The sequence below is a fragment of the Actinopolymorpha sp. NPDC004070 genome (assembly GCF_040610475.1).
GTDB lineage: Bacteria > Actinomycetota > Actinomycetes > Propionibacteriales > Actinopolymorphaceae > Actinopolymorpha.
In genome coordinates this window covers 49,912-74,200 of record NZ_JBEXMJ010000005.1, presented here as the reverse complement: position 1 = coordinate 74,200, position 24,289 = coordinate 49,912, and the positions used below count along the sequence as shown (strand labels likewise).

Sequence of the window (24,289 nt, the reverse complement as noted above, 5' to 3'; positions counted from 1 at the left end):
TCCGCACACGTAGCTGACCCCGTGTGAGCACCAGAAGATGGCATCGAGCCCCGCATCTGGCAAGGACCGATCACACTGCCGAACACGCCGGGGGTTGTGGAGACGACCCAGGGTCGCCGAAAACCGCCAACCCCGCCTTGCGCTGTCCGAGTTCGGCCAGTCCGGCGACCGGTAGCGGCTCGGCGCCGAGGTTGCCCGGGCAGCCTGGAAGGCTTGGCCCCATGGCACCAGACATCACACGTGCGGACGGAAAGCTGGGCTGGGGAATCCTCGGCCCGGGCAACATCGCCCGCCGATTTGCAGGAGACCTTCCGGCGTCGAGCACCGGCGTGCTCGTGGCGGTGGGCAGTCGCGACCTCGACAAGGCGAAGGCGTTCGCCACGGAGTTCGGCGGCGCCCGCAGTTACGGCAGCTACGAGGAACTACTCGCCGACGACGAGGTCGACGCGGTCTACATCTCCACCCCGCACCCGCAGCACGCGCAGTGGGCGATCAGGGCGGCCGAGGCGGGCAAGCACATCCTGTGCGAGAAGCCCCTGACCGTGAACCACGCCGAGACGATGGCCGTGATCGAGGCGGCCCGCGAGCACGACGTCTTCTTGATGGAGGCGTTCATGTATCGCTGCGTGCCGCAGACCGCGGCCCTGCTGGACCTGTTGCGCGAGGGCGCGATCGGGAAGATCCACCAGATCGAGGCGTCGTTCGCGTTCGGTGGTTCCCCGAACCCCGGCAGCCGGCTGTGGGACCCCGAACTCGCCGGCGGCGGCATCCTCGACGTGGGTGGCTACCCCGTCACGATGGCCCGGCTGATCGCCGGGGTGGCGACCGGTGAGCCGTTCGCCGAGCCCACGTCGGTCAGCGCGGTCGGCCGGGTCGGCGAGACCGGCGTCGACGAGTGGGCCGCGGCCAACCTCACGTTCCCCGGCGGAGTGTCCGCACACGTGGTGACCGGCATCCGCAAGTCGGCGGAGAACGTCGTCCGGGTGGTCGGCAGCGAGGGCTATCTCGTGGTGCCCAACCCGTGGCTGCCGGCCCGCGACGGGAGCAGCGCGGGCATCGACGTCCGCCGCGTCGGCGAGGACGACCGGCACGTCGAGGTGGAGACGGTGCCGTTGTACGCCGCGGAGGCCGACACGGTGGCCGCGCACCTGGCCGACCGGCAGGCGCCGGCGATGACCTGGGCGGACTCGCTCGGAACGGCAGCCACGCTGGACGCCTGGCGCGCCGAGATCGGGCTGGAGTACCCCTCGGAGCGGCTGGACGCCAACCGGCCCACAGTGCACCGGCGGCCGCTACGCCGGCGTGACGACCACACCATGAAGTACGGCCGGATCGTGGGCGTCGACAAGCAGGTGTCCCGTCTGGTGATGGGCGTGGACAACCAGATGAACCTCTCGCACGGCACCGCGATGTTCGACGACTTCTTCGAGCGTGGCGGGACCACCTTCGACACCGGCTACATCTACGGCGGTGGGCAGTGCGAACGCGTGCTGGGGCAGTGGATCCACAACCGGGGCGTCCGCGACGACGTGGTGGTCATCGGCAAGGGTGCGCACACCCCGCACTGCGACCCGGAGTCCATCACCCGGCAGCTGCACGAGTCGCTGGAACGGCTGCAGACCGACTACGTCGACGTCTACTTCATGCACCGGGACAACACCGACTACCCGGTGGGTGAGTTCGTCGACGTGCTGGACGAGCATTTCCGGGCCGGCCGGATCAAGGCGTACGGCGGTTCGAACTGGACGCTGGAGCGCCTCGCCGAGGCGAACGCCTACGCCGAGGCCAACGGTCGTCAACCCATGGTTGCGGTGAGCAACAACTTCAGCCTGGCAAGGGCGCTGGACGTTCCCTGGGCCGGCTGCCTGGCCGTCAGTGACGACGAGTCCCGGCAGTGGCTGGAGAAGAACCAGCTGGCGTTGATGCCCTGGTCGAGTCAGGCGCGGGGCTTCTTCACCGGGCGGGCCAAGCCCGAGGACCGGTCGGACGCCGAGCTGGTCCGGTGCTGGTACAGCGACGACAACTTCGAGCGGCTGGCCCGGGCGACGTCGCTGGCGAAGAAGCGTGGCGTGCATCCGACCGCGATCGCGCTGGCGTACGTCCTGCACCAGGACTTCCCGACGTTCCCGCTGATCGGGCCGCGCGCGTTGTCGGAGACGCACAGCTCGCTGCCCGGCCTGCAGGTGGAGCTGACGCCGGACGAGGTGCGCTGGCTGGACCTGCGCGACTGAGTTCCGCGCCGCCTGGTTGGTGATCCGACCGACGTTCGGGCCCCGCATCGTTGCTCGGTGCGGGGCCCGTTCGCGTTCTCGGTTCAGCGTTCCACGGAGATGGTGAAGCGCACGGTGTCGTGCACGCCGACCAGGTCGAGCCGGACCAGTCCGCACAGCCCGCGGCGGTTCTCGAAGCCGTGGGGCAGGTGCACCATCGCCTGCACGGGCGCTTCCACCTCGACCACGACCACCTCGTCCCCGTGCACGAGGCGCACGCCGTGGGGAGTGCGTTCGACCTCGGTGTGCACGCCGGTGCCGGGGTCGCGCAGGTACGGCACCAACAGGGTTCGCTCACCGGTGACGCCCGGGGTGGCCTCCTCCACGTGGACGCCGCCGTCGTGCACGCTGATCTCGAGCCGGTACGGCGTCGCGTCGTCACCGTCGGCCCGGCCTCGTAGTCGCAGCCCGGCGGGGGCGGCAGGGCCGGCCGAGCCGTCGGGTCGGTGCAGCGCATCGATCGGCGCGTCCAGGGTGAAGGTCCACTGAGCCGGCACGTCCAGCTCCCCGCGTACGCCACCGGAGCGAAGAGCCGTTCCCAGGTTGAGGAATCGCCCGCTCTCCACGTGCCGGACACTAGACGCGAACTGCAGGTGTCGGCCGGGTCCGACGGTGAGGTCGGTGATCCCGAACCCGTCGTAGGCTGGCGCCGGGTCCGCGTTCACGGCGACCGAGTAACGGCCCGCGCTCGCCACTGCGCGGTAGGTCGGCGCGTGCTCTGCCCGTGTCACCGGCGCCCGGGCGGCCAGCGGGGTGTCCCCGGTGAACCCCACTCGGACCGCGGCAGCCAGGAACGCCAGGGCGAGGTTGGCGTAGTGGCTGTCGGCGGTGTAGGTCTCGTACCCCACCCGCCAGCCCGCGGGCAGGACGTTTTCCACCGGACTGAAGGTCGCACCCGGCCGCTGCCAACGCCGCATTGACGCGTACGCGCGGGTGGCGGCCTCGGCGGCCCGGCCCGCGCGCTCGACGTCCTGCCGCGCGTCGAAGTACGCCCGCGCGTGGGTGAAGTAGGCCACCTGGGCGCCGAGCGTCCACGTCTGCCCGGCGCTGCGGTGCGCGGAGGCCAGCGACCCGTCGGACAGTTGCACGGCGAGGCTGCGGTCCAGGCCGGTCACCATCAGCCGCTCCAGCGTGGGTCGGTGCCGGCCGTCGTATCCCTCCGCCAGCAGGTCCGCGACGTGCAGCCGGGTGAACAGGTCGTAGGAGTTCGGCTTTCCCGGTTCGAAGTAGAAGCCGTCCTCAGGACGCAGCAGGTCGGTGAGGAAGACCGCCAGCCACTCGTCCACGTCGGCGACGGAGTACGGCGAGAGACCTTCCCGGATGCGGATCCACTCACCGGACAGCCACACCGACGCCCAGTTCGACGGCGGCCGGGAGCGAAACGAGCGCAGGATGTCCACCGCGGCGATCCGGTCGGCGAACTGCTTGGTCCGCTCGTCACCGGCGTCGCGCAGAACCCGGAACGTCTTCAGGATCGGCGGCCAGGTGAAGTCGCGGTGGTTGGACCGGCGAACCGACCCGTCGGCCCGGGAGAAGGAGGCGCCGGTCGGCGGAAGGCCGGGGTTCTCGGTGTGGGTGAGTGCCGCGTCCAGCCCGCGACCCGCCCGGGCCAGCCGCTCGGCGCGCTCGCCGGCCGGACCCACCTCCGCAAGGACGGCTTGACAGTACGCGTGGTAGGCGGTGCCGTACTGCGTGGGTTCGTCGAACACCGGGTCGTGCAACTCACCGGACTCCTGCACGTACGGCGAGAAGCTGTCCACGCCGGTGGTGAGGACGGCGACGGGTTCAGTGGTCATGACAGTGGGACGCGCACGGGCCTGCGGGGGTTCGCGATCGGGGTGCGGCTGACCGGGGCCGGACGGTTTCGCCCTGCCCCGGTCAGTGCGCCGACTGTGGTCAGCCGCGGCCCTTCTCGATCGCGGCCGTCCGGAGCTGGGCGGCGCGGATGCGTCCGAGGTCGAACTTCTCCGACCGGTCGAAGCGGTAGACGCCGTTCTGCTCCTGGAAGACGTCGGTCAGCTGCGTGTAGCAGTAGCCGAACATGTCCGGGTCGTCCAGCAGCACCGCGACCAGTCCCTCGAAGCGGGCGTAGAACTCCTCCAGCGTGCGGCAGCGTTCGCCGTAACCCCAGGAGTCCTCGTCCGGTCGCGCGTCGGGGTTCCACCAGATCCCGCCGAACTCGCTGCAGAAGTAGGGCTGTCCGGAGTACGCGATCGAGAACGGCTTGTCGGTGCCGCCGTCGTTGACGTACGGCTTGCCGTCCGCGAGGCCCTTCATCGCCTCGGCGAACTTCTCCGGGTTCTGTTCGTAGTTGTGCGAGTCGTAGATGTCGGTCTCGGGCACCCGGTGGGAGTAGCCGGAGGTGTCCAGCACCGGCCGGGACTGGTCGGCGGCCTTGGTGGCGAGGAACATCCCGCGCATCACGTCGTCGAGCACGGTGATCCGGTCGTGCAGGCGCTGCCAGGTCTCGTTCAGCGGGCACCAGCCGACGATCGAGGGGTGGGAGTAGTCGCGCTCGACCGCCTCCAGCCACTGCGTGATGTACGTCGCGGTCGGCTGCTGGTTGTCGCCGTCACGTCCCACGTTGCAGCCCCAGTCGGGGAACTCGCCCCAGACGAGGTAGCCGAGCCGGTCGGCGTGGTAGAGGAAGCGCTCCTCGAACACCTTCTGGTGCAGGCGGGCGCCGTTGAACCCGGCGGCGACGGAGAGCTCGATGTCGGCGACGAGGGCGGCGTCGTCGGGCGCGGTGAGGAGGCCGTCGGCGTAGTAGCCCTGGTCGAGGACGAGCCGCTGGAAGACGGGTTCGCCGTTCAGCAACACGGCCTTGCCGTCGATGGTGACCGACCGCAGCCCGGCGTAGCTCGTGGCCTGGTCGACCACGGTGCCGGCGGCGTCGACGAGCTCGAACGTCAGGTCGTACAGGTGACCCGCGCCCACCGACCACAGCTGTCGGCGGTCCTCGGGCACCGCGAGGGTGAGGCGTACGGCGAGGTCGAGGTCGGCACGCACCTGCGCGGTGGCCACCACGCCGGCGTCGTCGGACAAGGTCGCCCTGACGGTGAGCCCGCGACGCGGGCCGGCCAGCGGAACCTCCACGTGGAAGGCGCTGCCGGCGACGTCGGGCGTGATCCGCGGCCGGTTCAGGTGCGAGGTCGGGACCGGCTCCAGCCACACCGTCTGCCAGATGCCGGTGGTCCGCGTGTAGTGGCAGTCGTGGTTGCCGTACTGGTCGGACTGCTTGCCGCGGGCCTGCGGCCCCGCCCGGTGGTCGCGGGCGCGGACGACGAGCGTCACCTCCCGGCCGGCGACGTCGCCGAGGTCGGCGCTGAAGGGCGTCGACCCGCCGCGGTGCCTGGCCACCTCGACGCCGTCCGCCCACACCGTGGTGTCGTGGTCGACGGCCTGGAAGTGGACCAGCACGTTCCGTCCGCCCCACTGCTCGGGGACCGCGAACATACGGCGGTACCAGACCGCCTCCATGAAGTCGACGTCGCCGATCCCGGACAGCTCCGACTCCGGGCAGAACGGCACCAGGATCTCACCGCCCAGGTCGCGGTCGACCAGACCGCGCTCGAGGCCTGAGTCGCCCCGGTCGATCTCGAACTGCCAACGTCCGTTGAGGTTGAGCCAGTCGGGACGGACGAACTGCGGTCGCGGGTATTCCGGGCGGGGCTGATCGGTGGAGTTCGAGGTCGCGGTCGAGGTCATGGTGGTGGGCTCCTCGGGCACGGGGGCTCCTGCGTCGGGGCGATACGGGGGTGGTGCTCGGTCAGCGATCGGTCGGCGTCGGTCAATCGTCAGCGTCGTCGGCGACGATCATTACATCGCTGTAAACGCGATCCTCGCAGATGCCCACCGCCAGGACCAGCGCGTGTTCCACAGGCGGGCAATGCACGCGCCCTAGCTGGTCCGGAGGTGGCGTTCCCACCAGTCCAGGATCGCGTCGAAGCGGGCGATCCGGTGGCTGGGCAGGCCCGACCGGGACAGTTCGTGCCCCTCGCCGGGGAACAACAGCAGCTCCGTCTCCACGCCCCGCAGCTTCAGCGCCACGAACAGTCGCTGTGCCTGCTCGACCGGACACCGCCAGTCGTGTTCGGAGTGGATGATCAGCATCGGGATGTCGATGTCGCCGGCCGCTGCCAGCGGGGAGAGCCGGGCGCGCCGGTCGGCGTCGCCGTAGTAGCCGTCGGCGAAGTACCACCCGATGTCGCTGGAGCCGGTGAAGCTGTCGGGTGCGTTCACGGCGCGTTCGCTGATCGCCGCCCGGAACCGGTCGGAGTGCCCGGCCAGCCAGGTGGTCATGAAGCCACCGTGCGACCCGCCCATCACTCCCGTCCGATCCGCGTCCAGGTCCGGGTGGGTGGCCAGGGCGTGGTCCAGGAGGGCGTGCAGGTCGGTCGCGGAGCGCTCGCCGACGTCGTATCGGATGGCGGCTCCGTGTGCCTGCCCGTAGCCGGAGGACCCCCGCGGGTTGCCCATCACCACCGCATAGCCCGCACCGGCGTAGACCTGGGCCTCGTCCAGCAGGGTCCAGCCGTACTGCGCGAACGGGCCGCCGTGGATCAGCAGCAGGACCGGGTGCGGGCCTGGGCCCTCCGGCCGGACGAGCCAGCCGTGCACGGGATAGCCGTCCGGCGCGGTGGCGTCGAGCTCCTCCGGAACGCGCACCCGGCCGGTCCTCGCCAGCTCCGACCCGAAGGCGGTGAGGATCCGCTCGGTGCCGTCGCGGACCGCCACGAGCTCCCCGGCGCTGTCGCCCGTGGTGACGGTGGCCACCACCACGCCGGCGGCCGCGTCGAAGCCGACGGCCTGTCGCTGCCCGGACAGGATCGTCCGGGGCTCCCCGCCGTCGAACGGCACCACTGCCAGGTCGACCGCGCCGCGGTTCTCGTTGCCGAACAACACGCCGTCCGCGGTGACGACCGTACGGCCGGTGCTGTCACCGTGGTTGTGGGTCTCGGCCGGGGTGAGCCGCCGCGGCGCGCCCTCGGCGGTGCCGGCGAGCACGGTGGGTACGGCGTACAGGCCGGTGTGGCGGGCCACGAAGTCCAGCCCGCCCGAGCCGACCTCGCTGCCGAGGAAGTACACCGTCCGCCCGTCCGGCCCGAACGCCGGCTGGCTCACGCTGAGCGTGGTGTCGGTGACCTGGCGCGGGTCCTTGCCGTCCGGCGTACACACGAACACGTCGCTGCGCAGGTCGCGGTCCCGGCCGGCGTGGCGGGCACTGGTGAACGCCAGCAGGTCCGAGCCGGGGCTCCACGCGACGTCGGCGTGGTCGAAGTCGCCCGAGGTCACCTGCAGTGGCGCCGGCTCGGCGTGGAACGGGTCGACCACGAAGACGTGCGGGCGCCGGTCGAGGGTGAACCCCACGCCGTCCAGGCGGTACCGCAGGCTGGTGATCCGGCGCGGTGGCTCCTGCTCTGGCGCGACGTCCTCCCGGGTGCCGTACCGGCCCTCGTCGGGAACCCTGGCGACGTAGGCGATCCGGGTGGAGTCCGGGCTCCAGACCGGGGCGCCGGCGCCGAGCGGGTGGTGGTCGACCGTGGTGACCTGCCGCGCGTCGCCGCCGTCGGTGGGCAGGACGTACAGCTGCGGCCTGGCGTCCTTGCCGTTCTTGCCGGCCGCGCGCAGGAACGCCAGCCACCGCCCGTCCGGGGAGAACGCCGGCGCCTGGTCGCTCCAGCCGTGGGTGAGCGGCCGGGCGGGTTCGGCGCCGTCGGTCGGCACGGTCCACAGCTGGGCGCGGTAGGCGTCGGCTTCCAGGTCGAGCCGGGTGACGGCCACGACGGCGGTGCGCCCGTCCGGGGAGAGGGTGGGCGTACCAGGGGTCCGCAGCAGGCCAAGATCAGCAGGCTTCATGCCGCCGGACTGTAGTAGCCGCATTGGTGCTGGTCGAGACTCGTCCCGAACCCGCCTGAGACGAACCTCAGCCGCGGGCGGCCGGGACGTTCACCGAGGCGACCGAGCCGGTGTGCCGGGCCCGCTCGGCGGCGAAGACCGCGAGGTGGGTCTCCAGCGACTCCAGGCCACCGGACTTGATCAGCGACGGGTCGCCCGCGGCCAGCGCGGCGGTGAAGGAGTCCATCAGGCCTGCGTCGCCGCCGCCGTGGCCCGAGCCCGCGTCGTGCCCGGTCGCGGGCACCGACAGCACCTCGGTCCGGTCGGTGAGGAAGTCGAACACCGTCACGTGCTCGCCGTCGCAGTCGACGGTGCCCTGGGTGCCGAAGATCTGCGTACGCCGGTGGCCCTTCTCGGCGAACCCGACCATCGTGAACGTCCCGGTGGCACCGCCCGCGAACTCCATCGAGACCACCTGGTGGTCGACCACGTCGTTGTCGCAGGCCCACACGCACCGGCCGTACGGGCCCTCCGCGAGCGCCTTGGTGACGCCCTCCTCGGTGATGTCGTTGGTGACGGTGTGCAGCGGCCAGCCGGTCTCGCCCCGCTTGATCATGCCGAGGTACAGCTTCTTCGCGGAGTAGGCGCAGGTGGGCTCCACCGCGCAGTCCAGGCAGCGGTCGGAGGCGCCGGCGGGCTGGTTCTGCCGCTTGAAGTACGACAGCCGGCCGAAGCTCGACACCTTCTCGATCGGGGCGCCGACGACGTAGCGGATCCAGTCGATGTCGTGGCAGGACTTCGCCAGCAGCATCGACGACGACTCGTCCTCGCGCCGCCAGTTGCCGCGTACGTAGGAGTGCGCCTGGTGCCAGTAGCCCACCGGCTCCAGGTGCTGGATGCTCATGATCTCGCCGATCCGGCCGGAGTCCAGCACGTCCTTGAGCAGCTGGGTGTACGGCGTGTAGCGGAGCACGTGGCAGACGGCGAGCATCACGCCGGTGCGCTGGACCGCGTCCAGCAGCGCCCGGCAGCCCTCCTCGGTCGGCGCCATCGGCTTCTCCACCAGCAGGTGGTAGCCCTGCTCGGCGAGCCGGGTGGCGGGCTCCACGTGGTCGTTGTCCTGGGTGGCCACGACGGCCGCGTCGGCGAGCTTGCCGGCCTTGCCGGCGGCCAGCAGGTCGGCCCAGGAGGAGAAGGTGCGCTCGGGGGGTACGCCGTGGAGTTCGGCGAGGGTCTTGCGCTGGTAGTCACGCGGCTCGGCGACCGCCACCACCCTGGCCCGGTCGGGGTGCGCCGCCGCCCACCTGGAGTAGACCGAGCCGCGGTTGCCGGCACCCAGGATGGCGATCGTCACCGGCTGCCCGGTCGTGGGAAGGGTTTCCTCGGTCACCATGTGCTCCCAGGTGTCACGGGTGGGGCTGCTCGGCATCCGCGCCGCGCCGCCCACAGTTTGTAGGTCGTCCGCTCCCGATGGTGCCAGGTGAGTGCGTTTTCCTGCGCACTAGCTCACCGGTCGGAGCACGTACGTCCAGTTCGGCGACCGCGCGTACACGGTTGGTGGGCTGCCCGGCAGCGGACCGCAGTGGACTCGCGACGGGCCGCGACCGGGAGCCGGCGGCCGGCCGGGCGAGTCCGTTCCCTGCGTTCCGGAACCGGCCTGTCCGGCCCGGGACCCGGTCGTTGACCGCGTTCCCGACAGGTCCCTACCATCCCGTGAAACGATTCAGTAGAAAGCTTTCCGAGCAGGCGAACGACCGCAGGATTCGACGGGCAGTTCCTACGAGAGGCGGTGCCGTGCGACGGGTGTGCTTTCTGCTGCGGGTCAGGCCTGATCGCCTGGACGAGTACCGAGAACGCCACCGCGCCGTCTGGCCGGAGATGCAGCAGGCGCTGCGGGAGACCGGATGGCACAACTACTCACTCTTCCTGACCGACGACGGGCTGCTGGTCGGCTATCTCGAGACCGAGGACTTCGAGGCGGCCAAGGCGGGCATGGCGGAGCGGGAGATCAACCGCCGTTGGCAAAGTGAGATGGCGGACTTCTTCGAGGACCTGGAGTCGGGCAGCGCCGACACCGACATGCGACCGCTCACCGAGGTCTTCCACCTCGACTGAGCCGGCTGGACGGGAGATGAAGGGCATGGCCGCCACCACTATCGAGACTGTCAAGTCCGCCCTGCGCGCGCAGCAGATCGAGACACCGTCCTGGGCGTACGGAAACTCCGGCACCAGGTTCAAGGTGTTCGCGCAGGAAGGCATTCCGCGCAACGCCTACGAGAAGGTCGACGACGCCGCGCTGGTCCACAAGCTCACCGGGGTCGCGCCGAGCGTGGCGCTGCACATCCCGTGGGACAAGGTGGACGACTACGCCGACCTCGCCGCGCACGCGAAGAACGCCGGCATCCGGCTCGGCGCGATCAACCCGAACGTCTTCCAGGACGACGACTACCGGCTCGGCAGCGTCTGCAACCCCGACCCGGCCGTACGCAGGAAGGCGCTCGCGCACCTGCTGGAGTGCGTCGACATCATGGACGCCACCGGCTCCTCGATCCTCAGCCTGTGGTTCGCCGACGGGATCAACTACCCCGGTCAGGACTCGCTGCGTGCCCGTCAGGACCGGCTCGCCGAGGCGCTGTCGGCCGCGTACGACCGGTTGGGTGCGGACCAGCGGATGCTGGTGGAGTACAAGTTCTTCGAGCCGGCGTTCTACGCCACCGACATCCCCGACTGGGGCACGTCGTACGCGCACTGCGTCACCCTCGGCGAGCGGGCACAGGTGCTGGTCGACACCGGCCACCACGCACCGGGCACGAACATCGAGTTCATCGTGGCGTTCCTGCTCCGGCAGGGAAAGCTCGGCGGCTTCCACTTCAACAGCAGGTTCTACGCCGACGACGACCTGATGGTCGGCGCCGCGGACCCGTTCCAGCTGTTCCGCATCATGCTCGAGATCGTGCAGGCCGGTGCGCTGGAGGAGTCGGCCAACATCGCGTTCATGCTCGACCAGTGCCACAACCTCGAGCCGAAGGTGCCGGCGATGGTCCGGTCGATCATGAACGTCCAGGAGGCCACCGCCAAGGCACTGCTGGTGGACGCCGACGCGCTCGCCGCCGCGCAGCGCGAGGGTGACGTGCTCGGCGCGAACGCCGTGGTGATGGACGCCTACAACAACGACGTCCGCCCGCTGCTCGCGGAGGTGCGCGAGGACCTCGGCATCGACCCCGACCCGATCGCCGCCTACCGTCGAAGCGGCCACGCCGAGCGGGTACGGGAGGAACGCCGCGGTGGACAGGCCGCCGGCTGGGGCGCGTAGACCACCACGGCTGCGTGACCTCGACGGTCGCGACCAGTGCACACCCACAGAGGTTGAGGAGAAGCCAGCATGCACCCTGAGGTCGCCCGGCTGATCGAGCGCAGCCACCGGCTCGGCGCCGACCCGACGTTCACCAACTACGCCGGCGGCAACGCCTCCTGCAAGGGTGCCGAGCCCGACCCGGTGACCGGGGCCGACGTCGAACTGCTGTGGGTGAAGGGGTCCGGCGGCGACCTCGGCACGCTCACCGAGGCCGGGCTGGCCGTGCTGCGGCTGGACCGGATGCGGGCGCTGGTCGACGTCTACCCCGGTGTCGAACGCGAGGACGAGATGGTGGCCGCGTTCGACTTCTGCCTGCACGGCAAGGGCGGAGCGGCTCCGTCGATCGACACCGCGATGCACGGGCTGGTGGACGCGCCGCACGTGGACCACCTGCATCCCGACGCCGGGATCGCGTTCGCTGCCGCGGCCGACGGGGAGGCGCTCACCAAGGAGTGCTTCGGCGAGCGGGTGGCGTGGGTGCCGTGGCGGCGGCCGGGATTCCAGCTGGGGCTGGACATCGCCCGGATCCACGCCGAGCATCCCGAGGCGATCGGGGTGGTGCTCGGCGGGCACGGCATCACCGCGTGGGGTGCGACGTCGCAGGAGTGCGAGGAACACTCGCTGGAGATCATCCAGGCCTGCCAGGCGTACATCGAACGCAACGGAAAGCCGGACCCGTTCGGCGCGGTGGTGGCGGGGTACGAGCCGCTGCCGCCGCAGGAGCGCCGGGCGCGCGCCGCGGCACTCGCGCCGCTGATCCGTGGCCTCGCCTCGACCGATCGCCCGCAGGTCGGCCACTACACCGACAGCGAGGCGGTGCTGGACTTCGTGGCCCGCGAGCACCACCCGCGCCTGGCCGCGCTCGGCACCTCCTGCCCCGACCACTTTCTGCGGACGAAGGTGCGTCCGCTGGTGCTCGACCTGCCGGCCACCGCGCCGCTGGCGGAGGTGGAGGAGCGGCTGCGTGCGCTGCACGCGGCCTACCGGGACGACTACCGCGCCTACTACGAGCGGTACGCCGACGACGACACGCCGGCCATGCGCGGTGCCGATCCGGCGATCGTCCTCGTGCCCGGTGTCGGGATGTTCAGCTTCGGCAAGGACAAGCAGACCGCCCGGGTGGCGGGTGAGTTCTACGTCAACGCCATCAACGTCATGCGCGGCGCGGAGGCGATCTCCACCTACCGCCCGATCGAGGAACGCGAGAAGTTCCGGATCGAGTACTGGGCGCTGGAGGAGGCCAAGCTGGCCCGGATGCCCAAGCCCAAGCCGCTGGCCACCCGGGTCGCGTTCGTCACCGGCGCGGGGTCGGGCATCGGGCGGGCCATCGCCGAACGCCTCGCCGCCGAGGGGGCGTGTGTCGTGGTCGCCGACCTGAACACCGAGGCGGCCGCGGAGGTCGCCGCGGGCATCGGCAGCACCGACGTGGCCGTACCCGTGACCGTGGACGTCACCGACGAGGAGCAGGTGCAAGCAGCACTTGACGAGGCGGCACTCGCGTTCGGCGGCGTGGACTTAGTGGTCAACAACGCCGGACTGTCGATCTCCAAGCCGCTGCTGGAGACCACCACCGCCGACTGGGACCTGCAGCACCGGGTGATGGCCCGCGGGTCGTTCCTGGTTTCCCGGTCGGCCGCGGCGGCGATGGTCGCGCAGGGGCTCGGCGGCGACATCATCTACATCTCCAGCAAGAACGGCGTCTTCGCCGGCCCCAACAACGTCGCCTACGGCGCCGCCAAGGCCGACCAGGCCCACCAGGTGCGGCTGCTCGCGGCAGAGCTCGGCGAGCACGGCATCCGGGTCAACGGCATCAACCCCGACGGGGTGGTGCGCGGCTCGGGCATCTTCGCCTCCGGGTGGGGTGCCCAACGGGCCGCGGTGTACGGCGTACCGGAGGAGAAGCTCGGCGAGTACTACGCCCAGCGCACGCTGCTGAAGAAGGAGGTGCTGCCCGGGCACGTCGCCGCCGCGGTGGTCGCACTCACCTCCGGCGATCTGGCTCAGACCACCGGCCTGCACATTCCGGTGGACAGCGGCGTGGCCGCGGCCTTCCTGCGCTGACAGAAGGGGCTCGGCGATGAGCGACGACGTGACACTTCGGGCCGCCGCGGTCGACCTGGGCGCGTCCAGCGGCCGGGTGGTGGTCGGCACGGTGGGCCCGGACCACCTCGACACCGAGATCGTCCACCGGTTTCCCAACGAACCCGTCCATGTCAACGGCAGGTTGTCATGGGACCTGCCCTCGTTGTGGCGCGGGGTCCTCGCCGGGGTTCGCGAGGCGGCCGAGCGGGGCGTCACGTCGGTCGGTGTCGACTCCTGGGGTGTCGACTACGGCCTGCTCGACGAGGCCGGCCGGCTGCTCGCACCGCCGGTCCACTACCGCGACTCGCGTACCGACGGGATCATGGAGCGGGTACGCGCCGACGTCGGCGACCGCACGCTCTACGCCACCACCGGCGTGCAGTTCATGGGGTTCAACACCGCCTACCAGCTGCTGGCCGAGGATCCCGCGACGCTGCGGAAGGCCCGCATGATGCTGCTGGTGCCGGACCTGCTCTGTCACCGGCTCACCGGACGGATCGGCGCCGAGCGCACGAACGTCTCCACCACCCAGCTGTACGACGTACGAGCGCGGACGTGGTCCGACGACCTCGTCCGCCGGCTCGGCCTGCCCCGCCGGCTGCTGCCGCCGCTGCGCGACCCCGGCGACCTGCTCGGGCGGATCCGGTCGCCGCTGCGCGGTCCGCTGGGCGTCTCCGGCGACCTGTGGGTCACCACGGTGGGCTCGCACGACACCGCGTCGGCGGTCGCCGCCGTCCCGGCGCACGACGGCCACTTCGCCTACGTCTCCTGCGGCACCTGGTCGCTGGTGGGACTGGAGCTGAGCTCGCCGGTGCTGTCGGCGGCGAGCCTGGAGGCCAACTTCACCAACGAGGTCGGCGTCGACGGGACGATCCGCTACCTGCGCAACGTGATGGGGCTGTGGCTGCTGCAGGAGAGCATGCGCACCTGGCGGGCGGAGGGCCGGCCGGAGGGCCTGGCGCGGCTGCTCGCCGACGCCGAGAACGAACCGCCGCTGCGCAGCGTGGTGGACGCGGAGTCGCCGGACTTCCTCGCACCCGGTGACATGCCGGATCGGATCCGGGCCCACTGCCGCGACACCGGGCAGCCCGAGCCGGCCACGCCCGCCCAGGTCACCCGGTGCGTCCTGGACAGCCTGGCACTGGCACACGCCCGCAACGTCGCGGCCGCCCAGCGGCTGTCCGGGCGGCGGGTGGACGTGGTGCACGTCGTCGGCGGCGGCGCGCAGAACTCCCTGCTCTGCCAGCTCACCGCGGACGCCTGCGGCCTTCCCGTGGTCGCCGGTCCGGTGGAGGCGACGGCGCTGGGCAACCTGCTCGTCCAGGCCCGCGCGCACGGTGTGCTCGTCGACCGGGCCGAGGCCAGGGACGTCGTACGCCGCACCCAGGACCTGCGTACCTACGAGCCCCGCGACCACGACCGCTGGTCCGCCCTGCTGGCGGCCTGATTCGGAGGAAGCCGGCCGGCCGGTGTCGATCGTGCCGACCGGTTCAGGACGCCTGCCCGGTGGGAGGTGTCAGCCGGCTGACGCGGCGGTGCCGTCGCCGCGGGTGCCTGAGTATGGTGCGGGGATCGTTCAACGTGGGGAGGCGTCCGGTGCGTGCACTCGTTTTTCGTGGTCCGTGGGACCTCGCGGTCGAGGAGCGGCCCGACCCGGTGGCGGGTCCGGGCGAGGTCGTGGTCGGTGTGGTGTCCACCGGCATCTGCGGGTCGGACCTGCACGGCTACACCGGTGAGAACGGCCGGCGGTTCCCCGGCCAGGTGATGGGACACGAGACGGTGGGCCGGGTGGTCTCCGTCGGTCCCGACGTGCCGGCGTCGGCGCGGCTGACCGAGGGTGCGCTGGTGACCGTGCACCCGGTGCTCGCCTGCGGCACCTGCGACGCCTGCCGAGCCGGGCAGGACCACCGCTGCCCGACCAAACAGATCATCGGGGTGGCGCCCGCGATCAGCGCGGCGTTCGCCGAACTGATGGTGGTGCCGGCAGCGAACGCCGTCGCGCTCCCTGCGAGCATGCCGGAGGAGTACGGCGCGCTGGTGGAGCCGCTCACGGTCGGCTACCACGCGATGGTCCGCGGCAGCTGCGGACCCGACGACAACGTGCTGGTGGTCGGCGGCGGCCCGATCGGGCAGGCCTGCGCGCTGGCCGCCCGGCGGCTGGGCGCCGGCCGGATCACCGTGTCCGAGCCGCACCCCGGACGCCGGGCGCTGCTCGCCGACATCGGGCTGACGGCGGTGGACCCGGCGGCCGCGCCGCTGGCGGACACCCTCGCCGAGGCCGGCGTCGCCGACCCCACCCTGGTCGTGGACGCGGTGGGCTCGTCGCGGTCGCTGGGTGACGCGCTGACGGTGGCCGGCGAGGGCGAGCGGGTGGTGCTGGTGGGCATGCACGAGCCGCAGGTCACCCTGTCGGCGTACGCGGTGAGCATCGCCGAGCGCACGGTGGTGGGCAGCTACTGCTACACCCGCGAGGACTTCACCAGCACGGCCGCCTGGGTCGCCGACGGGCCGGCCGAGCTGGCCCGCCTGGTCGAGGGCCGGGTCAGCCTGGCCGACGCGCCGTCGGCGTTCCGGGCGCTGGCCGAGGGCAAGGACGGCTCCAGCAAGGTGCTCGTCTTCCCGTCCGGCGTGGCCGGCTGACCGGCCTACTGCGGGGCGGGCAGGACGCAGGCGGGGCTGGGAATCTCCAGCACGTCGTCGGCCTGCTCCGGCACCCCGGTCGCCGGGTCCAGGACGAAGTGCGTGACCTGGTGGGAGCGCTCGTTGGCGACATAGAGGTGCTGCCCGGCCACCATCAGGTGCCGCGGCCATGCCCCTCCGGTCGGCACGTCGGCGACCGGCTTGACCCGGCCACCCTGCACCGACAGTGCGCCGATGACGTCCAGCCCGCGGTTGGCGACGTAGAGCATGCGCCCGTCGTCGCTGATCCCGATCTCGGAGGGGTAGTTGTCGTCCGGCGCCGAGGCGAAGGTCGACGGCGCCACACCCTGGTGGGTGAGCGCGCCGGTCGCCGGGTCGAGGACGTACGTCGTGACGGTGGAGTCCAGCTCACCGGCCACGTGCACGAGGTTGTCGGGACCGAACGCGAGGTGCCGCGGCCCCGCCCCGGGTGCGGTGTCGGCCACCGGTCCGGGCGCGAGCGTCCCGGCGTCGAGGTCGAGGGTGTAGGTCAGCACGGCGTCCAAGCCGAGGTCGACGGCCAGCACGTGCCCGCCGCTCGGGTCGACCCGGATGTGGTGGGCGTGCGGGCCCTCCTGCCGGTCGGTGCGCGGGCCGGACCCCTCGTGCTGGATCAGGTCGGAGCGTTCGGCGAGTGAGCCGTCGGGCCGGATCGGGTGCACCGACAGGTGGCCGCTGCCGTAGTTGGCGGTGAGCAGGAACCGGCCGGACGGGTGCACGGTCAGGTGACACGCGCCGTTGCCGCCGGTGGGCTCGGTGTTGAGCTCACGCAGGCCGCCGTCCGCGCGGACGGCGTAGGCGGTGACGGAGGCGTCGCCGCGTTCGTTCACCGCGTAGAGACGGGTGCCGTCGGGATGCCAGGCCAGGAAGGCCGGAGACGTCGTCTGTGCCACCACGTCGACGAGACTGAGCGCACCGGTCGACACGTCCTGGTGGGCCAGGCTGATGCCGGTGCCCTCCCCGCCCGCGTCCTTGGTGAACGAGCCGATGTAGAACCTGCGGATGCCGTCCACGATTACCTCCGAAGTGACTGCGCTGTCGAGGTGGGGCGAACCGTGCTCGAACCTATCGGTAGTCGCTGACAGTGCCGATCCGTGTGCCACATCGTGGTCGGGTGGTCACCGGCGCAGTGGATCGTACGCCGTCAGGTCGATGCCCGGATGCTCGCCGACCGCGAGCGCGGCGGCGACCGCACCGGTGTAGGGGCCCGCGGTCAGTCCGGTGGCGCCGAGGCCGGTGGCCAGCACCAGTCCCTCGATCCCGGGGACGCACCCGAGCAACGGCAGTCCGTCCTCGCTGCTGGGCCGGAACCCGACCCGGGTCTCCAGCACGCGCGCGTCGGCGAGGCCGGGCGCGACCGTCAGCGCGGAGTTCAGCACCTCGTGCATGCCCGCGGCGGTGACCCGGTGGTCGTAGCCCGAACCCGTCTCCCGGGTCGCGCCGACCACCACCCGACCGTCCGGGAACGCCAGCAGGTAGTGCCCGCCGGGCGGCTGCACGACCGGCCACGCGGACGTGTCGGCGCCGGTCAGCAACAGGTGGACGATCTGGCCCTTCTGCGGTGCCAGGGCGAGCTTGACGCCCGCCGGTTCGAGGAGTTCGCCGCACCAGGCGCCCCCGGCGACCACCACCGCGTCGGAGCCGATGATCGTGCCGGCCTTGCCGTTGCCGCCGTCCTCACCTGCGCCGTTGCCCAGGTGCACGCCGCCGACCCGCCCGTCGACCAGCAGCAGCCGGGCCGACCCGGTGACGAACCGCACGCCACGGCGGGCGCCCGCGCGGGTCAGCGCGTCGCGCATCCGGGCGCCGTCGACCCGGCCGCCGCCGCTCACGTGAACCGCCGCCAGGTCCGGGTGCAGCGGGGGAAACAACCTGCGCACCTCGGCGGGCGACAACCGGCTGACCGTTCCCACCTGGGGGATCGTCGCGGCGCGCTCGCGGGTGAGTTCGTACGTCGCGGCCAGGTTGTCCTCGTCGGCGTCGACCTGCACGCCACCGACCGGTGCGTAGCCGGTGTCGGTTTCGCCGTCGTCGGCCAGCCGGGCGAGGACCTCGGGGTAGTAGCAGGCGCCGGCGACGTACAGCCGGAAGGCGTCCGGATCGGCGGTCGACCGCGACAGCCAGGGTGCGACGATTCCGGCGCCGGCGTCGGTGGCCCGCCCGGGGTCGGCCCGGTCGACCAGGACGACCTCGACGTCGCGGTCGGCAAGGTGGTACGCCGCACTCGCCCCGACGATGCCCCCGCCGATCACCACCACCCGCATGAGAATTCACTCTGGCACGAGGGGCCCGCGCTCACGCCCGGCTTCGGGAACCTGGCTGGGTTCGGCCACGGTGTCCTGCCCGTATCAGTCATCGGTCCGGCCGGTCGGCCCGTGAACGCCGCCGGTGGGCCTGCGATGTGCGGACGCTCGTCCCGGGAAGTCGCCGATCAGCCGAAGTCGCGTTCGAGGCGGACCTTCGCCTCCCGCTCCAGCAGGACGACCTTGCGGTCGACCCCGCCGCCGAACCCGACGAGCTTGCCGTTGGCGCCCACCACGCGGTGGCAGGGCACGACGATGGCGATGGGGTTCTGCCCGTTCGCCGCACCGACCGCGCGGGACGCGGTGGGCGAGCCGATCCGCCGGGCCAGCTCGCCGTACGTCTCGGTCTCGGCGAACGGGATCTCCCTCAGCGCGGCCCACACCCGGCGCTGGAACGCCGTACCGCCCGGCTCCAGCGGCAGGTCGAAGTCGGTGCGTTCGCCCGCGAAGTAGGCGGTCAGCTGCTCGACCGCGGCGGCCAGCACCGGGTCGTCGTCCAGGTCGCCCCGGTCCAGGGGTGCGTCGCCGGTGAAGTGCAGCTGGGTCAGGTGGGTGCCGTTCGAGCGGAGGGTGAGCGCGCCGACGGGGGAGTCGATCGTGCAGGTGTGGGAGGTCATGCGGCCTGTCCTTCCGTACGCATGGCCGCCGGGACGACGGTCCACAGGTGCTGTGCGGCATAACTGCGCAGCGGCCGCCAGCGGTCGGCGACGGCGGCGATCTCGGCCGGCCGGTCGGGTACGCCGAGGGCGACCAGTGATCGGCGGATGCCGAGGTCGGTCCCGGGGAACGCGTCCGGGTCGCCGAGCCCGCGCAGCGCGACGTACGCCGCGGTCCAGGGTCCCACCCCCGGCAGCGCGAGGAGCCCGGCCTCCACCTCGGCCCGGTCCGCGCCCGGCGCGAGGTCGAGGTCGCCGCCCGCGACCGCGCGGGCCAGCGCGGTGACGGTGCGGGTTCGGGCGGCCGGCATCGGCAGGGTGCCCGCCTCCGCCAGGGCTGCGGGTGCGGGGAAGCTGTGGGTCAGCGTCCCGACGGGGTGGGGCAGTGGGTCCGCGTACGCCGAGACCATCCGGCCGACGACCGTCCGGGCCGCCGCCACCGACACCTGCTGGCCGACGATCGCGCGGACAGCGGTCTCGAACGCGTCCACGCTGCCCGGCACCCGCAGCCCCGGGCGGGCGCGGACCAGCGGGCCGATCAGCGGGTCGGCGCCGAGCGCGTCGCTGATCCCTGCCGGGTCGGCGTCCAGGTGCAGCAGCCGGCGGCACCGGGCCGCGGCCGGGCCGAGGTCGCGCAGATCCTCCAGGTGGAGCTCGCAGCGGACGTAGCCGTCGGCGGGAGTGAGCGACAGAACTCCCGTGCCGTGGTGCAGGCGCACCGCCCGGCGGTAGGTGGTGCCGTCGAGTTCCTCCAGGCCGGGGACGAGCCGGTCGGCGAGGTAGCGCCGGCCGGCCTCGGCGTCGTACGGCGGGCGGTAGGGAAGCCGCAGCGTGACCGCGCCGTTGGTCGGCTCCTGCCGCCGGCCGGCCCGCCGGACGTCGCCGGGCGTGGCCGCGAACACCGCGCGGATCGTGTCGTTGAACTGGCGCACGCTGCCGAACCCCGCGGCGAACGCGACATCGGTGATCGGCAGGTCGGTGGTCTCCAGCAGCAGCCGGGCGGTGTGGGCCCGGCGGGCGCGGGCCAGCGCGAGCGGGCCGGCTCCGAGCTCGGCGGACAGCAGCCGGCCGAGGTGGCGGGTGGTGTAGCCGAGCCGGGCGGCCAGGCTGGCGACTCCCTCGCGCTCGACCAGCCCGTCGTCGACGAGCCGCATGGCCCGGGCGGCGACGTCGGCCCGCAGGTCCCACTCCGGCGAACCCGGCACGGCGTCGGGGCGGCACCGCCGGCAGGCGCGGAACCCCGCGTCCTGGGCGGCCGCGGCGGTCGGGAAGAACCGCGCGTTCTGCCGTTTCGGGGTGGTCGCGGGGCAACTCGGGCGGCAGTAGATGCCGGTGGAGGTGACGGCGATGTAGATCCAGCCGTCGAAGCGGGGATCGCGCGACTCCACGGCTCGGTAGCACTGCTCGAAGGACGGCATCACGGGTACGACACTGGCACGGAAGCCGGCCCTGGGCTAGCGGGAATCGGACCTCGGCGTGGCGCCGGGCCCGTGCGGGGCAGCGCCTACCGGCGGGGGTCTGCCCAGCGGTCGTTGGGCACCAGCGGGTACCAGTCCGGCCGGCCGGGGTCCCGGTCGTAGGGGTAGTCGCCGAGCTCGCGGTACAGCTCGGCGTAGCGCTCCAGCCGGTCGCGGTCGAGGGTGACGCCGAGCCCCGGCCCGTCCGGCACCGCGATCGCGCCGTCGGCGTACGGCAGCTTCCCGCCGGCCAGCACGTCGTCGGTGAGGTGGTGGTAGTGGGCGTCGGCGGCCAGCGTCAGCGCCGGGAGTACGGCGCCGAGGTGCAGCATCGTCGCCAGCTGGATGCCGAGCTCGCCGGAGGAGTGCACGGCCACCGACTGCTGGAACGTCTCGCACACGTTCGCCGCCTTCACGCACGCCCGGATCCCGCCCCAGAACGTCGTGTCCAGCAGGATCGTGTCGACCGCGGGGTCGCGCAGGTTGGTGGCGAGCTGTTCGGGGTTGACCACGACGGTGTTGGTGGCCAGCGGAACGCGGACCGCCTCGCGCACCCGGCGCATGCCGTTCAATCCCCAGGTCGGGTCCTCGTAGTAGTCGTTGTCAAGGTCCTCGATCGCCCGGCCGAACCGGATCGCCTCCTCCACCGACAGCGCGCAGTTGGGGTCGTGGCGGAACCGGTCGCCGGGCAGCGCCGCGGCCAGGGCGCGGTAACACTCCAGCTCGTACGCCGGTGGGTAGACGCCGCCCTTCAGCTTGTGGGTGGTGAAGCCGTGTGCGGCCCTCAGGGCGAGCGCGTGCTCGACCAGTTGGTCCGGCGTACGCACCTCACCGATCCCGCTGTGGGCGTCGGCGTACCGGAAGAACAGGTAACTCGCGAAGGGGACCCGATCGCGCACCTTGCCGCCGAGCAGGTTGTACACGGGTGTGCCGAGCGCCTTGCCCACGATGTCCAGGCAGGCGAACTCGATCGCCGCGAGCAGCTGGGTGCGGTTGTTGTAGAGCGACGCGGTGGGGTTGGCGATCTTGAACCGCAGCTCCTCCAGCGCGAACGGGTCGTGCCCGAGGAGGTACGGCCGCAGCCCCGCGAACGCCAGCGCGGCACCCTGCCCGCCGCCGCCCATCTCGCCCAGGCCGGTGATGCCCTCGTCGGTGTCCACCTCGACGATCGTGCGGACGAACCGTCCCCAGTGCGCGCCGTTGGAGTGCCGCAGCGGCGCCTCCAGCGGGACGGTCACGGTGGTGGCGCGCAGGTCGGTGATCCGCATGGCTACTTCCCCGGGAGGACGACGGGAGCCATGGCGAGCAGGCCGCCGTCGACGCGGTAGTCGGCGCCGGTGACGAACGACGACCGGTCGCCGGCGAGGAACGCCACCAGCTCGGCCACCTCGGCCGGCTTGGCGATCCGGCCGATCGGGTGGCTGCGGCCCCAGTCGGCGAGCACGTCCTCGGTGTCCCGGTCCCCGCGGAACAGGTCGGCCGACCAGCGCAGCATCGGGGTGTCGACCGAGCCGGGGCAGACCGCGTTGACGCGGATGCCGTCGCGGGCGTGGTCGACGGCCATCGCCCGGGTCAGCGCGAGGATGCCGCCCTTGGACGCGGCGTAGGCGGCAACCCGGTCCTGGGTGACGTACGCCTGCACCGACGCGACGTTGACGATGGACCCGCCACCACGGGCACGCAGGTGGGGTACGGCGTACTTCGCGGTGAGGTACATCGCCTTGAGGTTGACCGCGAGCACCTCGTCCCACAGTTCCTCCGAGGTCTCCTCGACGGTGCCGTACCGCTGCACACCAGCGGAGTTGACCAGGACGTCGATCCCGCCGCACCGCTCGGCCGCCTCGTCGACGAACCCGCGCACGTCGTCGGCGCGGGTGACGTCGACAACCGACGCGCTGACCTCGCCCGGTGTGCCGGCCAGCTCCTCGCGCAGGGCGCGGACGTGGTCCTCGACGTTCGTGGCGACGACCACGGTGGCACCTTCGGCGGCGAGGAGTTCGGTGACCGCGCGGCCGATGCCGGAGCCGCCGCCCGCGACCAGGGCCACCTTGCCCGTGAACTCACCCATGCGCGTCCTCCCGCCGTCGGCCCTGATCCGCAGGACCGACCCTAACGGCGTACGGAGGATGCAGGACGGTGTGGCGGGCGCCGCCCGGTCACTCCGGCCGGGTCCGGACGTGTTCTGGTCGTACGCCGAGACCGACGAACCGGCTCATCGGCCGGCGCAGCACCGGCGCCAGCCAGACCGGCAGGATCCGCGGCGGCGATCCGTCCGCGTGGTCCGAGCGCAGCGCGCGGTTGAGCCCGAACGTCTGCACCGCCCGCTGCAACGCCTGGGTGACCGCGGTCGGCAGCTGCCGGCGGCGCTGGACGGCGGCCAGCGCGCGGTCGGGGACCGGAACGCCGGACCGCTGCGCCGCCCGCAGGGACGGAACGAGCAGGTTGGCGGCGGCCACGGCGTCCTGGATGGCGAGGTTGATGCCCACCCCACCCACCGGCGACATGGCGTGCGCGGCGTCGCCGATCGCGAGCAGGCCGGGCCGGTACCACCGCCGCAGCCGGTCCATCCGGACCTCGAGCACGCTGGTGTCGTCGAAGCTTCGCAGCTCACCCACCCGGTCGGCGAGGAACGGCACCGTCTGCGCCACGCCGCGGCGCAGCGCGTCGATGCCCTGGGCGCGCAGGTCCTCGAAGCCGCCCTTGCTGATGAGGTAGGCGATCTGCCAGTACGTCCGCCTGGGGATGGTGACCGCCGCCCGGCCCGGACCGAACCTGAACGTCAGCGCCCGCGCCGCGGAGTCGCCCTCGGCCCAGGGCAGCCGGAACCACACCACGTCCATGGGTGCGCCGAACGCGCGGGGGGCGAGGCCCGCCGCCCGCCGCAGCGTGGAGTGCCGGCCGTCGGCGGCGACAGTGAGCGCCGCGCGCAGGACGTGGTCGCCTTCGGGGTCGCCACGTCCGTCGGCGCCTCGGTCGCGGAAACGGACGCCCACCACCCGGCCGTGCTCGACCACCAGGTCGTACGCCTCCGCCTCGCGGCGCAGCTCGAACTCCGGGTAGGCCGAGGCCGCGGCGGCGAGCAGCTCCAGGAAGTCCCACTGCGGCACGAGCGCGATGTAGGGGTGGCGCACCCGCAGGCGTCTCAGGTCCAGGATGTCGACCCGGCGGCCGCCGCTCTCGAACCCGGCACGCACGACCCGTTGGTGTGGTATCTCCTCCAGGCGATCCGCCAGGCCGAGTTCGGCGAGCACCTCCAGCGTCGACGGGTGAACGGTGTCGCCGCGGAAGTCACGAAGGAAGTCGGCGTGCTTCTCCAGCACAGTCACCCGCACACCGGCCCTGGCCAGCAGCAGTCCCAGCATCACTCCGGCGGGCCCACCCCCGGCGACGCAGACGGTCGGTTCCGGCATGGGTCAGTCTTCGCGGTTCTGTTCGTCCCACGGGCGGAAACCACTGTCGGCGGTGTGGTCCCAGTCCAGACCGCCACGGGTGCTGCGCACAGCCCCGATGATCATGGACAGGATCATCAGACAGACGAACCCCGCGACGACAATCGCCACGACTACTTTCCAGTCCATGCTGTCCCCGATCGCCGCCGGTTCTGATCGCGCCGGTTCTCGACAAGAACGATGCCAGCAATGCGATGACT

18 protein-coding genes are annotated in these 24,289 nt (G+C 72.2%); 6 read left to right on the top strand and 12 right to left on the bottom strand.

Annotation, left to right across the window (positions count from 1 at the left end):
- Window positions 1–221 precede the first annotated feature (221 nt).
- Window positions 222–2,231, top strand: a complete 2,010-nt coding sequence (locus tag ABZV93_RS11070) for an aldo/keto reductase (RefSeq protein WP_354933450.1) — start codon at window positions 222–224, stop codon at window positions 2,229–2,231.
- An 83-nt stretch (window positions 2,232–2,314) separates the two neighbouring features.
- Here the strand turns inward: ABZV93_RS11070 and ABZV93_RS11065 are convergent, their stop codons facing one another.
- From ABZV93_RS11065 to ABZV93_RS11050, 4 genes are all read right to left on the bottom strand, one after another.
- Window positions 2,315–4,066: a hypothetical protein gene (locus ABZV93_RS11065; protein ID WP_354933448.1), complete on the bottom strand. Its 1,752-nt coding sequence runs from the start codon at window positions 4,064–4,066 to the stop codon at window positions 2,315–2,317.
- 100 nt (window positions 4,067–4,166) lie between these two features.
- The gene (locus tag ABZV93_RS11060) at window positions 4,167–5,978 is read right to left on the bottom strand and encodes a sugar-binding domain-containing protein (protein WP_354933446.1); all 1,812 of its coding nucleotides are present in this window, start codon (window positions 5,976–5,978) and stop codon (window positions 4,167–4,169) included.
- Between the two features lie 192 nt (window positions 5,979–6,170).
- Window positions 6,171–8,129 (bottom strand): S9 family peptidase, encoded by a 1,959-nt coding sequence (locus ABZV93_RS11055; protein WP_354933444.1) that lies wholly within the window; start codon window positions 8,127–8,129, stop codon window positions 6,171–6,173.
- Window positions 8,130–8,196: 67 nt separating this feature from the next.
- Window positions 8,197–9,537 (bottom strand): Gfo/Idh/MocA family oxidoreductase, encoded by a 1,341-nt coding sequence (locus ABZV93_RS11050; RefSeq protein ID WP_354933442.1) that lies wholly within the window; start codon window positions 9,535–9,537, stop codon window positions 8,197–8,199.
- Between the two features lie 374 nt (window positions 9,538–9,911).
- Here ABZV93_RS11050 and ABZV93_RS11045 point away from each other — a divergent pair, with 374 nt between their 5' ends.
- The 5 genes from ABZV93_RS11045 to ABZV93_RS11025 all read left to right on the top strand — a co-directional run bounded on the left by ABZV93_RS11045 (window position 9,912) and on the right by ABZV93_RS11025 (window position 16,185).
- Window positions 9,912–10,223, top strand: a complete 312-nt coding sequence (locus ABZV93_RS11045; RefSeq protein WP_354933440.1) for an L-rhamnose mutarotase — start codon at window positions 9,912–9,914, stop codon at window positions 10,221–10,223.
- Window positions 10,224–10,248: 25 nt separating this feature from the next.
- Complete coding sequence (gene rhaI / locus ABZV93_RS11040; protein WP_354933438.1) at window positions 10,249–11,421, top strand: L-rhamnose isomerase; 1,173 nt, start codon at window positions 10,249–10,251, stop codon at window positions 11,419–11,421.
- Window positions 11,422–11,490: 69 nt separating this feature from the next.
- Window positions 11,491–13,524: a bifunctional aldolase/short-chain dehydrogenase gene (locus tag ABZV93_RS11035; RefSeq protein ID WP_354933436.1), complete on the top strand. Its 2,034-nt coding sequence runs from the start codon at window positions 11,491–11,493 to the stop codon at window positions 13,522–13,524.
- A 16-nt stretch (window positions 13,525–13,540) separates the two neighbouring features.
- Window positions 13,541–14,992 carry a rhamnulokinase family protein gene (locus ABZV93_RS11030; RefSeq protein ID WP_354933434.1) on the top strand — a complete coding sequence of 484 codons (1,452 nt, stop codon included), beginning with the start codon at window positions 13,541–13,543 and terminating at the stop codon, window positions 14,990–14,992.
- A 149-nt stretch (window positions 14,993–15,141) separates the two neighbouring features.
- Window positions 15,142–16,185, top strand: a complete 1,044-nt coding sequence (locus ABZV93_RS11025) for an alcohol dehydrogenase catalytic domain-containing protein (RefSeq protein WP_354933432.1) — start codon at window positions 15,142–15,144, stop codon at window positions 16,183–16,185.
- Between the two features lie 5 nt (window positions 16,186–16,190).
- Here ABZV93_RS11025 and ABZV93_RS11020 read toward each other — a convergent pair whose 3' ends face one another.
- The 8 genes from ABZV93_RS11020 to ABZV93_RS10985 form a co-directional block, all read right to left on the bottom strand.
- A complete protein-coding gene (locus ABZV93_RS11020; RefSeq protein ID WP_354933430.1) occupies window positions 16,191–17,237 on the bottom strand; it encodes a lactonase family protein in 1,047 nt (348 codons plus the stop codon).
- A gap of 105 nt (window positions 17,238–17,342) precedes the next feature.
- On the bottom strand, window positions 17,343–18,488 hold the full coding sequence (locus ABZV93_RS11015; RefSeq protein WP_354933428.1) for an FAD-dependent oxidoreductase: 1,146 nt from the start codon (window positions 18,486–18,488) through the stop codon (window positions 17,343–17,345).
- 167 nt (window positions 18,489–18,655) lie between these two features.
- On the bottom strand, window positions 18,656–19,144 hold the full coding sequence (locus ABZV93_RS11010) for a methylated-DNA--[protein]-cysteine S-methyltransferase (RefSeq protein WP_354933426.1): 489 nt from the start codon (window positions 19,142–19,144) through the stop codon (window positions 18,656–18,658).
- On the bottom strand, window positions 19,141–20,601 hold the full coding sequence (locus ABZV93_RS11005) for an AlkA N-terminal domain-containing protein (protein WP_354933424.1): 1,461 nt from the start codon (window positions 20,599–20,601) through the stop codon (window positions 19,141–19,143). Before ABZV93_RS11005 ends, ABZV93_RS11010 begins: the two co-directional genes overlap by 4 nt.
- Window positions 20,602–20,687: 86 nt before the next feature.
- Entirely contained in the window at window positions 20,688–21,908 is a 1,221-nt protein-coding gene (locus ABZV93_RS11000) for an enolase C-terminal domain-like protein (RefSeq protein WP_354933422.1), read from the bottom strand.
- A gap of 2 nt (window positions 21,909–21,910) precedes the next feature.
- The gene (locus ABZV93_RS10995) at window positions 21,911–22,708 is read right to left on the bottom strand and encodes a glucose 1-dehydrogenase (protein WP_354933420.1); all 798 of its coding nucleotides are present in this window, start codon (window positions 22,706–22,708) and stop codon (window positions 21,911–21,913) included.
- Between the two features lie 88 nt (window positions 22,709–22,796).
- Window positions 22,797–24,050, bottom strand: a complete 1,254-nt coding sequence (locus ABZV93_RS10990; protein ID WP_354933418.1) for an FAD-dependent oxidoreductase — start codon at window positions 24,048–24,050, stop codon at window positions 22,797–22,799.
- A 3-nt stretch (window positions 24,051–24,053) separates the two neighbouring features.
- Entirely contained in the window at window positions 24,054–24,200 is a 147-nt protein-coding gene (locus ABZV93_RS10985; RefSeq protein ID WP_354933416.1) for a hypothetical protein, read from the bottom strand.
- Window positions 24,201–24,289: the final 89 nt, after the last annotated feature.